The following is a 14,124-nucleotide window of genomic DNA, read 5'->3' as shown; positions in this document are numbered from 1 at the left end:
CATGCTTCTCGTCCCAGCGCTGTGACGCGGGAGCCTGACAGTGCTAGATTGGCAACCACCATTTTGAACCGACAGCGTTGTTAACCTCGTGTCGTTAACCAGCTGTCGTGAACCACAAGGACGGCAACCGTGGCCCAGCATTCTCCCTCTTTCTCCGCCCTCTCCCCCCTGCTGCAAGAACAGGCCGAGCGCCAATGGCAACGGCTGATCGAACTGGCCCCCGACTATGGCAACCAGCCCGAGCCCGTTCGCCAGCCCCTGCTGACCCTGCTTGGCCTCTCCGATTTTGTCGCCGACTCCCTCTTCAAACAGCCGGAGTTGCTGACCGAACTGCTCACCTCCGGGGATCTGGATCAGGCCGAGCGCTGGCCCGCCTACCAGAGCGATCTGACCGCCCTGCTCGCCGCGGTGAGTGATGAAGAGGCGCTCAAGCGCATCCTGCGCCAGTTCCGCCGCAGCCGTATGCTGGTGATCGCCTGGCGCGAGCTGCTGGGGCACGCCGAAGTGGAAGAGAGCTTTATCCATCTCACCAAGCTGGCGGATGCCCTGATCTGCTCTGCCCGCGACTGGCTCTACGCCAAACAGTGCGGCGAGCTGGGCACCCCGATGGACGGCAATGGCAACCCGCAGCCGCTGCTTATCCTTGGCATGGGCAAGCTCGGGGGCGGCGAGCTCAACTTCTCCTCGGATATCGACCTTATCTTCACCTTCCCCGAGAACGGCTACACGGTCGGCGGACGGCGCGAGCTCGCCAACCAGCAGTTCTTTATCAAGCTGGGCCAGCGCATCATCAACGCCCTCCACCAGCCCACCCAGGATGGTCAGGTGTTCCGGGTCGATATGCGACTGCGCCCCTTTGGCGATGCGGGGCCGCTCGCCATCTCCTTCGCCGCCATGGAGGATTACTACCAGCACCACGGCCGCAACTGGGAGCGCTACGCCATGGTCAAGGCGCGGGTACTGGGGCCCCAGTGCGAACACGCAGTGGAGCTGGCCGAGATGCTGCGCCCCTTCGTGTTTCGCCGCTATATCGACTTTGGCGTTATCGACGGTCTGCGCCAGATGAAGGCGATGATCGCCGCCGAGGTGCGCCGCAAGGGGCTGGAGGGCAACATCAAGCTGGGGGCTGGCGGCATTCGCGAAGTGGAGTTTATCGCCCAGGCGCTGCAACTTATTCGCGGTGGGCGTGAACCGGCGCTGCGGGTGCGCCACCTACCCGAAGCGCTGGCCGCCATCGCCCAATGTGGCGCCCTCGAGTCCGCCCATTGCGACCGCTTGCTGACGGCCTATCGCTTCCTGCGCCGGGTCGAAAACATCTTGCAGGAGATCGGCGATCAGCAGACCCAGACCCTGCCCACCGAGGAGCGGGATCGCCAGCGGCTGATCGCGGCTCTGGGTTTTGCCGACTGGGGCGCCTTTATGGCTTATCTGGATGAGGAGATGGCCGCCGTCCATCAGGAGTTCGCCGCCGTGGTGGGGGAAGAGAAAGAGGCACCCGCCCATCTGGAGCAGCTCTGGCTCGATCTGTGGCGCACTGAGCTCGACGCCGCCGAGCTGGAAAAACTGCTGACCGCGCAGGGGGTGGCCGAGCCTGCCCCGCTCTGCGCCGCCCTGCTGCGTTTCAAGGAGGAGTACAAGCGCCGTCAGGTCGGCCCGCAGGGGCGCATCGCGCTGGACTGGCTGATGCCGGAGCTGCTGCGGCTGGTGGTGGCCAGTGAGCAGCCCGCCCGCCTGTTCGAGCGGGTCTGTGAGCTGCTGACCCGCATCTTCACCCGCAGCGCCTATCTGCAGCTGCTGGCGGAAAACCCGGGCGCCCTGCGCCAGCTGGTGCGGCTGTGCGACGCCAGCCATCTGGTGAGCGAGCAGCTGGCCCGCTACCCCATCCTTCTTGACGAGCTGCTCGATCCCCAGCACCTCTACCACCCCACCCCGCTCGATCAGTACAAGCCCCAGCTGCGCCAGTTCCTGCTGCGCATCCCCGAAGAGGACGTGGAGCAGCAGATGGATGCGCTGCGTCAGTTCAAGCAGGTGCAGCTGCTGCGCATCGTGGCGGCCGACATCGCCGGCGCCCTGCCGCTGATGAAGGTGAGCGACCACCTCACCTGGCTGGCGGAGGCGATCACCGAAGAGGTGGTCAATCAGGCCTGGGCCCAGATGAGCGAGCGCTACGGGGTACCGCCCGAGGTGGCGGTGAGCGGCCAGCGCGGCTTTGCGGTGGTGGCCTATGGCAAGCTGGGCGGCATCGAGCTCGGCTACGGCTCGGATCTCGATCTGGTGTTCCTGCACGGCGGCGACCCCAATAGCTACACCGACGGGCGCAAGCCCATCGACAGCCGCCAGTTCTACCTGCGTCTCGCCCAGCGGATCCTGCACCTGTTCAGCACCCGCACCCCCTCCGGCATTCTCTACGAGATCGACATGCGGCTACGCCCCTCCGGCGACTCCGGCCTGCTGGTCTCGTCCCTCTCGGCCTACGAGCAGTACCAGCAAAACGAGGCGTGGACCTGGGAGCATCAGGCGCTGGTGCGGGCCCGCCCCATCTATGGCGATGATGCCATCGTTGCCGAGTTTGCCCGTATCCGCCGCGATGTGCTGGCCAAGGAGCGGGAGCTGCCGACCCTGGCCCGCGAGGTGCGCGAGATGCGCCACAAGATGCGGGATCACCTGCTGAAAGCGGGGGCTGGCGAGTTCGACCTCAAGCAGTCCCCCGGCGGCATGGTGGATATCGAGTTTATCGCCCAGTATCTGGTGCTGGCCCACGCCTGCGGCGAGCCCGATGCCCTCACCCGCTGGTCCGATAACGTGCGCATCTTCGATGAGTGCGTGATGGCGGGGGTGCTGACCCTGGAGCAGGCGGAGGGGCTGAAGCAGGCCTATCTGGAGATCCGCAACCTCGGCCATCGCCTCAACCTCTCGGAGATCTCCCGCAAGGTGAGCGACGATCAGCTGCAACACGAACGCAGCCATGTGCTCGCCGTCTGGCACAAGCTGCTGGGGGAGTAATTCCCGCCAGCGGCAATGAAAAAGGGCCCGCCTGAATTGCTTCAGGCGGGCCCCTCTCTTATCTCCTTACGGTTGCTCAGCCGTGATCCATCACCGTCTCCACCAGCATCTGGTTGAAACGCTGATAGGCCTCTTCCTCAAGAAGCCCCGGATAGCTCAACACCCTCAGCGCATGTCCTTGATAATCAGGATGATAGGGCGGGTGGACATGCGCATAGTCGTTGAGACAAAAACCCAGCCCCTGATAGAAGCGCAGACGGCGAATGGCAATCTCATCTTCTGGCGGATCGATCTCGAGAATGACGGTTTTGCCTGCCCGCTCGCAAAATTCGGCCAGCAGGCGGCTGCCATAGTTTCGGCCGCGCAGCGCAGGATTGATGGCCAGATGTTCGATATAGATCTGCTCGCCACACGCCCACCAGAAGATAAAACCGAGCAGCAGGCCGTCCTGATAAAAGATTTGGCAGTGATAGCGAGGATCCCGCATCTTCTGGGGCTGATGCTGTGACTGGCGCTGCTCGTAGCGGGGAAAACTCTCGCCATAGATCTGCCAGACCAGCGGCCACGCCGGATGGTTTACCTCTCTAATCACTTCACTCTCAATCATCAGAACTGCCTCTCGTTTATTTTGCAGAACGTTCATCTATACATGAAAAGTTCTGCCACAGCATCCTCTGATGAAATAAAAGCCAGAACGCCAGATTAGCGGGCGCCATCCGGTTGCGAGACAAACTGCTGCTGACTGCCATCGGGCAACAGCGCCAACACGCTTTGAGCTGCCAGTTTTATCCCCGCCTGCTCGGTGGCCGGGCCGAAGTTGGCAATCAGTCGAGTGCCATCAGCAAACTCGCTCTGCTGCACCACACCTCGTTTATCGAGCCAGCGAAAACCGGTGAGCGGCTGGTTGTAGAGCCGCTCATGCAGCGGGCGGAAGAAGGCATCGAGTCCCTTGAGATAGGGAATGCGCACGCTGGCACTATCCAGACTGAGGTTGAGCAGCGGCGGCACGTTGTAGAGCTGCTGCAACAGTTCGGTCACCTGACGGCTCTCCCTGAATTTGAGGCTATCCATCGTCCAGTGATGGGTGGTCACTATGCTGTCGTGAAAGACGCTCTGGAACAGCGGCAACCGGAGCGCCGGATCGAAGTAGAGCCCCTGATACTCGGGCTTGAGGTGGCTCTGGCGAAAGAAGAACGCGGGCTGATAGTCGGGATACCAGGCTCCCAGATAGTAGGGAGAGCGCTTGTTGCGGCGCATATCGGGATCCTGCCAACCAAAGCCGCTGGTCTGGGGGCCGTGGGCAAAGGCCGCGGTGCGGTTGGCTACCGCGCCGCCCTCCTCGGAGCCCACCAGCACCCCCTGACTCCTGGCAATCCACGCCATCCCGACCATCCGGTTTTGCGCATCCTGCGCCTGACTGGTCGGCTTGGCCGGGTCGAAGTCGTCAAACACCATGCCGGTTGCCGCCACATCGAGGAACCAGCTGTTGTAGTGGCTTGCCTGCTGCAATTTGGGCACTCGCTGTTCCATCACCGAGCGCACGCAGGCCTGATTGGTGTAGACGCCGCTGTTTTGAAAGCCGCTCTTGCGCCGTCCGTTCTCCAGCATGATGCCGCAGCGCAGGTAGATATCCTGCCCCATCTGGGCGGTGAGCCAGCTCTGCTGGCGATTCCCCTCCGGCAGCGCGGTATCGTAAGAGTCGTAAGGAGCGATGAGATAGCCCGCCGCTTTGGCAAGTTCAATCCCCTCTGGCGCAGCAAAAGCGGCGGTCCACTGGGGCAGACCCAGCCAGAGTTTGGGTAGTCCAGCCTGCTTGAGAGCAGCGATCATCTTGGCGGAGCTGCCATCACCCCAACTATGCGGCTCGTTGAGCGCAGCCCCCAGTTGCGTGGCAGCCAGCGTGCGCCGGGCAGCGAAATCAGCAGGTTGCTGACCCGGATGGCGCAGCGCAAGCGCCTGCTCAACTCCGGTCAGCACAAGATTTTGCAGGTAGCGGTTGCGCTCAAGATCGGGTGCTTGCAGCGCCGTTTTACTCTCCCCCTTGAGCCAGTCAACAGGGATCAGGCGGCGCAACGCAGGCCAACTCTTCACATCCTGTGGCACCAGCAGTCGCTCGCCCCAGAGATAGAGGTGAGAGGCGCCGATCAGCCGCTTGCCATCCGGTACTGCCGCCAGCTTGCTCTCGAGCGAGACCAGCTCGCCCCGCTCCTGCAGCCAGTTGCGATAGGCCTTGCCCGCCGCCAGCCAGTCGTTGCCCGGTTGCAGCGACACCGCCACCTCATAGGGGACAGCAAGATTGAGGCGATTGACGCGATGGGTCGCCGTCAGGGCAATACCATCTTTCCTGGGCGCAAAGGTGAGCCGGTTGTTGAAGGGGTTGGCAAAGAAGATCGCCAGCTGCTGATCACCGAGATCCAGCCCGACCAGCGGCAGGGTGAGATCCTCGGTGGTGTTGATCCCCTGATACTCCTGCGCCAATGCCTTGCGCCACTCGGGATGATCAACCGGGATGCGAAAGCCCTCGTGGATCGGCAGCATCAGCGCCTGCGCCCCTGCCGGCACCCGTGGCCACACTAGCTCGCCAGCACTCGCACGACTCAAGCTGAGGATCAGACGGTTGCCTTCAAGGCGGGCCGAGGCCCGCACCTCGCCATCGGCACGGGTCAGCCAGCTGGCGCGCTCCCCCTCCTGCTGCAGAGCGGTGACCGGCTGACGCGGGCCGGGAGAAGAGATGAGAAGGTGCTTGCCCGATGGCAGCACAGCCTCGGCCGCCAGGGTGGCGGGATCCAGCTCGATGCGCCACTGATCGTTGGCAAGGGTCAGCGCCTCGGCAGGCAGGGAGAACAGCGGCGCCAACAGCAGCAGCGGGCGGATCCGGCTCGTTAGCACGGGAAGAAGAGTCATGGTCGGTGATTCCTGATAACACACGGGAATCGCCATTTCAGCAGATTGGCCGCCTGCGATTGTCAGGCCAATGTCAGGATTGCGTGCAACTGACCATCACGACGACCATTACTCAACCGGCCCAGCCTGACTGTGGCTTAGCTGCAACACCAGCTGGCCGCGCTGGCTGGTCTGCACCAGCGAAAGGGTACGCCAGCTGTCGGGCGTAGCGGTTGGCCAGTTCACCGGCTCATCGGGCGCAATCCTGTGCCACCAGAGCAGGGAGTATTGCGGGCGAGCCAGCACCGCCTGATCGAGCCAGAGCGGCGTACAGGCAGCGGGATTGACGGGGAGATTGGCTACCGCCTGCGGCGAGCGGGAGAGCCAGTCCAGATCCTGCACCGCAGGCAGCGGCAGCTCCACCAGCCACTCCTTGCCCGCCACCGCCAGCCGCAGCTGATAGAGTCCGGCTGGCAAGGGGGTCGGCAGATCGGCCCCGACAACCCTGACTCCGGAGTTCTCTTCCGCCTCCCACTGGGCACCTTCCAACCGGTTGCGACCAGCGGGATCGATGAGTTCAGCGGCGGTGATGGGCCCCTCCCCGGTCAGTTGCACCCGATAGTCCCGCAGCAGCGGCGCATCGCGCTGGATCAGCTCAAGGCGCAGCTCGCTCACCCCATCAGGCAGAGTGAGCGGGAAATCCTTGCCGCAGTGCTGGACACTCAGCGCAGCCAGCATCCCCTGCCAGCTACGGCGCTCGGCTTCGCTGTTAAGGGCAGGCCACGCCTGCTGCAAAGATTGCCAGGCGTGCCGGTTATCCCCCTGCAACAGCGCCAGGGTGGCCGGTTGCAGCGGGTCTGGGCGATCGGTTGCCATCACGCTGCTTACCTTCAGAAGACCGACGCTTAGAGCCAACAGCAGCCCAGCCAGCGTTGCGCGCTTCACGCTGTCACCTCCAGCCGGTAGCCGATGCCGCGCACCGTCTCGATGGCCAGCCCGGGCAGCTTCTGGCGCAGTTGCAGAATATGGGTATCAACGGTGCGGGTGGAGGGAAACGCCTGATAGCCCCACACCCGGTTGAGGATCTCCTCCCGGCTCAGCACCCGCCCCGCCATTCGCACCAGCAGGGTGAGCAGGGCAAACTCGGTGGGGGTAAAACTCACCTCCGCATCCTGCCAACTCGCCTGCATTCGGGCGGGATAGAGCTGCAAGCCGCCCACCGCCTGAGTGCCATCCCCCAGCTGACGCAGCTGGGCCCGGATCCGCGCCAGCAGCTCATCGTGGGAGAAGGGCTTGGTCAGGTAGTCGCGCGCCCCCGCATCGAGCCCGGCCACCCGATCGCTCACCTCCACCCTTGCGGTGAGTACGATCACCGGCAGCGCCTTGCGCGCCAGCCACTGAGGCAGCCAGTCGAGGGCATCCCCCTCAGGCATGGTGCGATCCAGCAGCACCAGATCCGCCGCCAGCCACTGCTGCTCTGCCGCAGCCAGAGTGTCGCACCAGAGGCAGCGATATCCTTCGCGGGTCAGATAGCGTTGCAGGTTCTCCGCCAATAGCGCCTCGTCTTCGACAAGCAAGATGGTCTTCATGATTCGGTGTCGCTCCAGAGTTGGCAGGGCAGCGTCAGGGTGAAGGTAGTCGGTGGGCCGGATAGGGCGAGGCGCCCGCCAAGACGGCGCAGCAGATGGCGCACGATGGCAAGCCCCAGCCCCAAGCCATCGGCTCGGGCACCGCGGCGCAGCAGGGTGACGAGCCGGTAACTCGGCAGCTCGCCGCCATCGCTAATGGCGAGAATCAAGCGCCCCGCCTGCCAGCGGGCACAGATCCGAACCGGCGCGCGGCCATGCTGGCTGGCATTGCGCAGCAGGTTGTCGAGGGCGAGATCGAGCCAGTAGAAGGGGAGCGCCAGAGTCATCTCCCGCTCAAGGCAGAAGATGGCGCCATGGCGCTCGCAAGCCAGCGTGAGCCACTCGGCCAGACTAACCGCCACCCGCTCATCCTCGAGGGTCTCTGCCGCCAGATAGTGGCGACTGGCCTGCGCCAGTTGATGCAGGCGGGCGACACTGCCCAGCAGTTGCCCCACGCTCTGTTGGGCGGAAGCGGGCAGCCGGTCGAAATCGTGGCGCAGCTCCTCGCTGATGCCGGAGAGCGCCATGATGGGGGTGCGCAGCTCGTGGGTCAGCATCTGCAATGCGACACGCCGCTCCCGCAGCAGGCGCCAGCGCTGCCAGCTGGCCCACCCCAGCAGCAGGATGAAACCGAGAGAGCTGGCCAGCGCCAGCCACTGCCAATGCAACGTTGGGCGCTCGTTGATGCAGAGTGCGCCGACCCGCTCCTGACAGGGGCCATCGACTCGGCTATCCAGCGTCACGCCAAGCCGATCGGCCAGCGGCTGCCACTGCCCCGCGCCATAACGGCGCCACTGCCCATCGGCAAGCAGCCAGAGCTGACCCGCTTGCAGCAGCCAGCGCTCCCCCCGCAGCAGGGCGTCGAGGTTGTCATCGCCGAGCTCACCGAGCTGCCCCAACCGATCTCGCCGCTCCCGCACATGGAGCAGAGCGTCGAGCCCGGCCGCCGGATGACCTGCCAGCCAGCGGGCAGCGCTGGAGCCGCCCAGCGGATAGACGGGGTGAGCGGCAAACCAGCGGGTCGAGGGCGCAGCCTCTTGGCCACAAAGCGCCTGCAGCAGTGGCAGCCACTCGACGGGCAACTCATTCTCTGTCCCGCACTCCTGCTGATAGCGATAGATGGCCTGCAGCTGACGCAGCGGATAGCGCTGCCAGGCGGGATAGAGGGAGTCAGGAGCGATCAGGCGACGATCGAGCCGCTGCACCTCGTCAAGAGGCAGCGCCTGTTCGGGAGCCTGCTCGGCCAGCGCGCCCGCCAGACGATCTGCCAGCGGCCCGGCCAGCACGGGATACGCCATGCCGTAGCAGATCAGGGAGCAGAGCAGCAGGATCAGGCGCATGGGTTCAACTCGAGATGACTCCGGGTCAAGGCGCAGCAGGTCACTGCGCCATAAAAAATGTCAGCGCCATTTTTCAATGGCGCTGACATCCGGTCAACCGCTAACGGCATTGGCGCAGCTCCCGCCAGCCCATGTGAACCGTCATCTATTTGAACAGCCCCTTGAGCAACTGATCGGCCACCCCTTTGACGGCCTCGTTGTCGGCCTTGTCCCCCAGCAGCTTCTTGAGGCCGCGTTCGGCCTCCTTGCGCGCCTTATCCTCCAGCAACTTGTTGTTGCTGAGCAGCGCCTTCACGTCGAGCTGGTAGCTGGGCGCCTGCCAGTGGCCGCCGATCCGCACCGGAATGGTGATCTCTTTGAGCTCATCCACATCCTTGCCCCCCTGTCCCTTGCTGCTCTCGACGATAGAGGTGAGGAACAGGAAGTCGAGGCTCTCCGGCACCAGCGCCGTCTGCCCCTCGCCCTTGACCCTCAGGGCCGGGGCAAAGAGCTGGATGTCGTTGCTGCGGGCGATGCCATCGGCAATCTGGAAACTGGCGGTCAGGGCGCTGAAGTCAGTCTTGCGCGCCTCCTTCACCTGCTCGGCCCCCTTGCCGGTGAGGGTAGCCCGCGCCTCGCGGATCATCTCCGGCAGGTTGATGCCATGCAGGGCACCGTCGCTCAGTTTCAAGGTAACCTTGCCCTGCATCCCGTTGCGCAGTGCCAACTCAGAGAGACCACGCCCCTGCACCTGCACATCGAGATCGCCCTTGCCCTCCAGCAGATCACTCTTAGCCAGAGTCTGCAACAAAGGACGAATGTTCACTCCGGCCACCTGCTTGTGCACCTTGTAGGTGGCGGGTTGCTGGCGCGCGTCGAGTACCCCGTTCGCGCTTACCTGACCGCCAGCCACGGTCGCGCTGAACTGCTTGAGCGTCAGCAACCCCTTGGCCAGAGCCACCTGCAGATTGACAGCACCGAGATCCAGCCCTTTCAGGCGCAGGCTGCCGAGTTGCAGCCGACCATCCAGATCCATCCCCTTGAGCGCGCCCAGATCCGGTTCGACCGCGGAGAGGGCTTCGCTCTTGCCGGTGACCGCTTTATTGCCACTTGCAGCTGTGCTGGCAACACCGGCCGCCGGTTTGTCCTCTTTCGCCTGCGCAGGTGTGGTCGGTACCGATTTGGCGAGCCATTTGTCGAGATCCAGCTTCTCCCCCTTGAGATCGAAGCTGATTGCGGGAACAGCGCCAAGCTGCACGGTTCCATCACCACTCAGCAGCGCCTCATCGGCACTCATCACCAGCTTGCTCAGGGTAATCAACTGCTTGTCGAGCTCGGCACGGGCAAACCCGGCCAGTTTCAGCTTCATCTGCGGGTGTGGCAGCGCATCACCTTCCAGCGCTGCGGTCAGCAGCACATCGGAGAGCTCGGCCAGCTTCATCTCTTTATCGAGCCGTCCCTTGAATGTTCCTTCCAGCGAACCAGCCAGTAAAGCTTGCTGCCCCTCTACCTTGGCACCCTTCAGCGCCAACGTGAGGTTGCTCCACTCACCCAAGGCCAGTCGGTCTCCCTTGATGGAGAAACTGTCGAGTCGCAGGGACGGATCACTCAGGCTGCCACTGAGGCTCAAGTCTTTCAGTTCACTCGCCATCACCTCCTGCGCCAGCTTGATCTGGGTCTGCCCTTTAACATCGAAAGCGAGCTTGTCGGCACTCCCCTTGGCAGCCAGCATCACGGGTACCCACTGACCGGTGGCCAGCTGCCCCATATCGAGATCGAGGCGATCCAGTCGCAGCGACGTGCCGCTGCGATCATCCTGTACCAGCGCACTGGCCTGGGAGAGCGCGACACCCTGCAAGCTGATCTGCCAGGGCTTGTTATCAGTGGTTGGCGCAGGGGTTGCGGGGACGACCGGTTCGCTTGCATCAGCAGTGGCATCTTTGATCAGTCCGCTCAGATTGGAGCTGCCATCCGCCTTGGTCTGGATAAAGAGATGGGCGCCACTCAGGGTCACCTTGCCGATCTCCAGACGATGGGAGAGCAGCGGCAACAGGGCCACCGAGGCCTCGCCCTGCTCGAAACGAACCAAATCCGGCTCGGCAAAACCGGCCGGATTGCGCAGAGCCACCTTCTCCAGCGAGAGGCCGAGACTCGGCCAGAAACGCCAGTCAATCTCCCCCGCCATCACCAGCTCCCGGCCCGTGCTCTTGCGCACCTGTTCAGCCAGTTGAGGCTTGAATTGATTGGGGTCGATAAGGCTTATCAGCGTCACTATGGCCAGCAAGGCCGCCACGGCGATGCCGAGCAAGATGAGAACTATCTTCTTCACGATATGCTCCTTGAATCCGGATCCACTGCTGACTATACCACTCACCGTCTGACGAATGGCGTCTGCGGGACAAAAGCGGACAAGGATGAGACAGGGATGGTCGCTGCCAATCCCCATCGTCATCAGCAGGGATCAGGCTTGCAAAGGGGATTGCTGCAACCGCGCCATCGCGGAGCGCGTCGACTCGAAAGCAAAACGGGGCAAGGGGATATCGCTGATCTTCAGCCACTGACAGGCGGCCACATCGTCAGCCGGCTGGATGACAGGTTTTTCGCTCAGCACGATGGCAAAGAAGGTGTCACAGGTGTGATAGGTGATGCCATCGTAGGGATAGATATTGGGGAATGAGCCAAGATAGGTGCAAGGATGAGCGCTAACATCGAGCCCCAGCTCCTCCTGCAACTCGCGCACCAGCGCCGCCTCCAGCGACTCGCCGGGATCAACAAATCCTCCTGGCAGATCCAGCAACCCCTTGCCCGGATTGCGGGCACGCACCGCAACCAGCACCTCGTCCTGCCAGCAAAGCGCCACCATCACAGCCGTCGCTACATTCTGGAAAAAATGAAAACCGCAGCCACAGCGAAACTCTTTGGGGCTGACGCTCTGCAGGGTTTGCCCGCCGCATTTTGGACAAAACATGGGCTATCTCCGACCAAATAAAGCGCCATTTTACGCTGTTGCGACCATTTTTTATGAGTAAAACCGACGGGGAAGACTAGGAATTCAAAGGGAGAGGAATAAAACGGAGCAATTATCAGACTATTTTCTGATTTTCAGGCAATAAAAAACCCCGCTCGATGAGCGGGGTTTCTTGTATTGGGTGCCTGGCAGTGTCCTACTCTCGCATGGCGAATGCCACACTACCATCGGCGCTACCGCGTTTCACTTCTGAGTTCGGCATGGGATCAGGTGGTTCCACGGCGCTATTGCCGCCAGGCAAATTCTTCAATCTGAGAAAGCTGACGTGAATAACGACTGGTCGCTATCACTGAATTTGAGTAGTTCACTTGGTATTTGCTACAAGCCTTAGAACACTTCTTGGGTGTTGTATGGTTAAGCCTCACGGGTAATTAGTATGGGTTAGCTCAACACGTCACCGCGCTTACACACCCCACCTATCAACGTTGTGGTCTCCAACGGCCCTTTAGGACCCTCAAGGGGTCAGGGATGACTCATCTCAGGGCTCGCTTCCCGCTTAGATGCTTTCAGCGGTTATCGATTCCGAACTTAGCTACCGGGCAGTGCCACTGGCGTGACAACCCGAACACCAGAGGTTCGTTCACTCCGGTCCTCTCGTACTAGGAGCAACTCCCTTCAATCATCCAACGCCCACGGCAGATAGGGACCGAACTGTCTCACGACGTTCTGAACCCAGCTCGCGTACCACTTTAAATGGCGAACAGCCATACCCTTGGGACCGACTTCAGCCCCAGGATGTGATGAGCCGACATCGAGGTGCCAAACACCGCCGTCGATATGAACTCTTGGGCGGTATCAGCCTGTTATCCCCGGAGTACCTTTTATCCGTTGAGCGATGGCCCTTCCATTCAGAACCACCGGATCACTATGACCTACTTTCGTACCTGCTCGACCTGTCCGTCTCGCAGTTAAGCTGGCTTATGCCATTGCACTAACCTCCTGATGTCCGACCAGGATTAGCCAACCTTCGTGCTCCTCCGTTACTCTTTGGGAGGAGACCGCCCCAGTCAAACTACCCACCAGGCACTGTCCGCGAGCCCGATTCAGGGCCCTGCGTTAGAACATCAAACATACAAGGGTGGTATTTCAAGGACGGCTCCAGCGCAACTGGCGTCACGCCTTCAAAGCCTCCCACCTATCCTACACATGTAGGTTCAATGTTCAGTGCCAAGCTGTAGTAAAGGTTCACGGGGTCTTTCCGTCTAGCCGCGGGTACACCGCATCTTCACGGCGAATTCGATTTCACTGAGTCTCGGGTGGAGACAGCATGGCCATGGTTACACCATTCGTGCAGGTCGGAACTTACCCGACAAGGAATTTCGCTACCTTAGGACCGTTATAGTTACGGCCGCCGTTTACCGGGGCTTCGATCAAGAGCTTCGCTTGCGCTAACCCCATCAATTAACCTTCCGGCACCGGGCAGGTGTCACACCCTATACGTCCACTTTCGTGTTTGCAGAGTGCTGTGTTTTTGATAAACAGTCCCAGCCATCTGGTCACTGCGACTCCCAACTGCTCCATCCGCAAGGGACTTCACTGTCAAGAGCGAACCTTCTCCCGAAGTTACGGTTCTATTTTGCCTAGTTCCTTCACCCGAGTTCTCTCAAGCGCCTTGGTATTCTCTACCCGACCACCTGTGTCGGTTTGGGGTACGATGACTTGTAATCTGAAGCTTAGAGGCTTTTCCTGGAAGCAGGGCATCAATGGCTTCCGCACCGTAGTGCGTTCGTCTCGTGTCTCAGTGTTGTGTCTCCGGATTTGCCTGGAAACACCACCTACGCACTTTCACCAGGACAACCGTCGCCTGGCCCACCTAGCCTTCTCCGTCCCCCCATCGCAATTACAAGTCGTGCAGGAATATTAACCTGCTTCCCATCGACTACGCCTTTCGGCCTCGCCTTAGGGGTCGACTCACCCTGCCCCGATTAACGTTGGACAGGAACCCTTGGTCTTCCGGCGAGGAGGCTTTTCACCCCCTTTATCGTTACTTACGTCAGCATTCGCACTTCTGATATCTCCAGCATACCTCTCGATACACCTTCGCAGACTTACAGAACGCTCCCCTACCACTCACACATAAGTGTGAATCCGCGGCTTCGGTGCCTGGTTTGAGCCCCGTTACATCTTCCGCGCAGGCCGACTCGACTAGTGAGCTATTACGCTTTCTTTAAATGATGGCTGCTTCTAAGCCAACATCCTAGCTGTCTGAGCCTTCCCACATCGTTTCCCACTTAACCAGAACTTTGGGACCTTAGCCGGCGGT

Annotated in this window: 8 protein-coding genes and 2 rRNA genes (1 of these 10 only partly in view); 1 reads left to right on the top strand and 9 read right to left on the bottom strand. The window is 61.7% G+C overall.

Going from position 1 to position 14,124, the window contains the following annotated elements; all coding sequences use genetic code 11:
• The first annotated feature begins 129 nt into the window (after positions 1 to 129).
• Entirely contained in the window at positions 130 to 3,003 is a 2,874-nt protein-coding gene (gene glnE / locus ACTG2T_RS13790) for a bifunctional [glutamate--ammonia ligase]-adenylyl-L-tyrosine phosphorylase/[glutamate--ammonia-ligase] adenylyltransferase (protein ID WP_330125685.1), read from the top strand.
• Between the two features lie 76 nt (positions 3,004 to 3,079).
• Here the strand turns inward: glnE and ACTG2T_RS13785 are convergent, their stop codons facing one another.
• The 9 genes from ACTG2T_RS13785 to ACTG2T_RS13745 form a co-directional block, all read right to left on the bottom strand.
• Positions 3,080 to 3,610, bottom strand: a complete 531-nt coding sequence (locus tag ACTG2T_RS13785) for a GNAT family N-acetyltransferase (protein ID WP_279505774.1) — start codon at positions 3,608 to 3,610, stop codon at positions 3,080 to 3,082.
• A 95-nt stretch (positions 3,611 to 3,705) separates the two neighbouring features.
• Positions 3,706 to 5,907 (bottom strand): glycoside hydrolase, encoded by a 2,202-nt coding sequence (locus tag ACTG2T_RS13780; RefSeq protein ID WP_330125686.1) that lies wholly within the window; start codon positions 5,905 to 5,907, stop codon positions 3,706 to 3,708.
• A 108-nt stretch (positions 5,908 to 6,015) separates the two neighbouring features.
• Positions 6,016 to 6,831, bottom strand: a complete 816-nt coding sequence (locus ACTG2T_RS13775; RefSeq protein WP_330125687.1) for a DUF2861 family protein — start codon at positions 6,829 to 6,831, stop codon at positions 6,016 to 6,018.
• Complete coding sequence (locus ACTG2T_RS13770; protein WP_330125688.1) at positions 6,828 to 7,475, bottom strand: response regulator transcription factor; 648 nt, start codon at positions 7,473 to 7,475, stop codon at positions 6,828 to 6,830. The genes ACTG2T_RS13775 and ACTG2T_RS13770 overlap by 4 nt, the downstream gene beginning before the upstream one ends.
• On the bottom strand, positions 7,472 to 8,854 hold the full coding sequence (locus tag ACTG2T_RS13765) for an ATP-binding protein (protein WP_330125689.1): 1,383 nt from the start codon (positions 8,852 to 8,854) through the stop codon (positions 7,472 to 7,474). Before ACTG2T_RS13765 ends, ACTG2T_RS13770 begins: the two co-directional genes overlap by 4 nt.
• Positions 8,855 to 8,999: 145 nt before the next feature.
• Positions 9,000 to 11,162: an AsmA family protein gene (locus ACTG2T_RS13760; protein ID WP_330125690.1), complete on the bottom strand. Its 2,163-nt coding sequence runs from the start codon at positions 11,160 to 11,162 to the stop codon at positions 9,000 to 9,002.
• Positions 11,163 to 11,294: 132 nt separating this feature from the next.
• Positions 11,295 to 11,801, bottom strand: coding sequence for an NUDIX domain-containing protein (locus ACTG2T_RS13755; RefSeq protein WP_330125691.1), 507 nt, complete (start codon positions 11,799 to 11,801; stop codon positions 11,295 to 11,297).
• Positions 11,802 to 11,984: 183 nt separating this feature from the next.
• Positions 11,985 to 12,099 (bottom strand): 5S ribosomal RNA (rrf, locus tag ACTG2T_RS13750).
• Between the two features lie 112 nt (positions 12,100 to 12,211).
• Positions 12,212 to 14,124, bottom strand: a 23S ribosomal RNA gene (locus ACTG2T_RS13745) (it continues 977 nt past the right edge of the window).

Source organism: Aeromonas sp. 75A (assembly GCF_051919425.1).
GTDB lineage: Bacteria > Pseudomonadota > Gammaproteobacteria > Enterobacterales > Aeromonadaceae > Aeromonas > Aeromonas veronii.
This window is presented reverse-complemented; position numbering and strand designations above follow the sequence as displayed.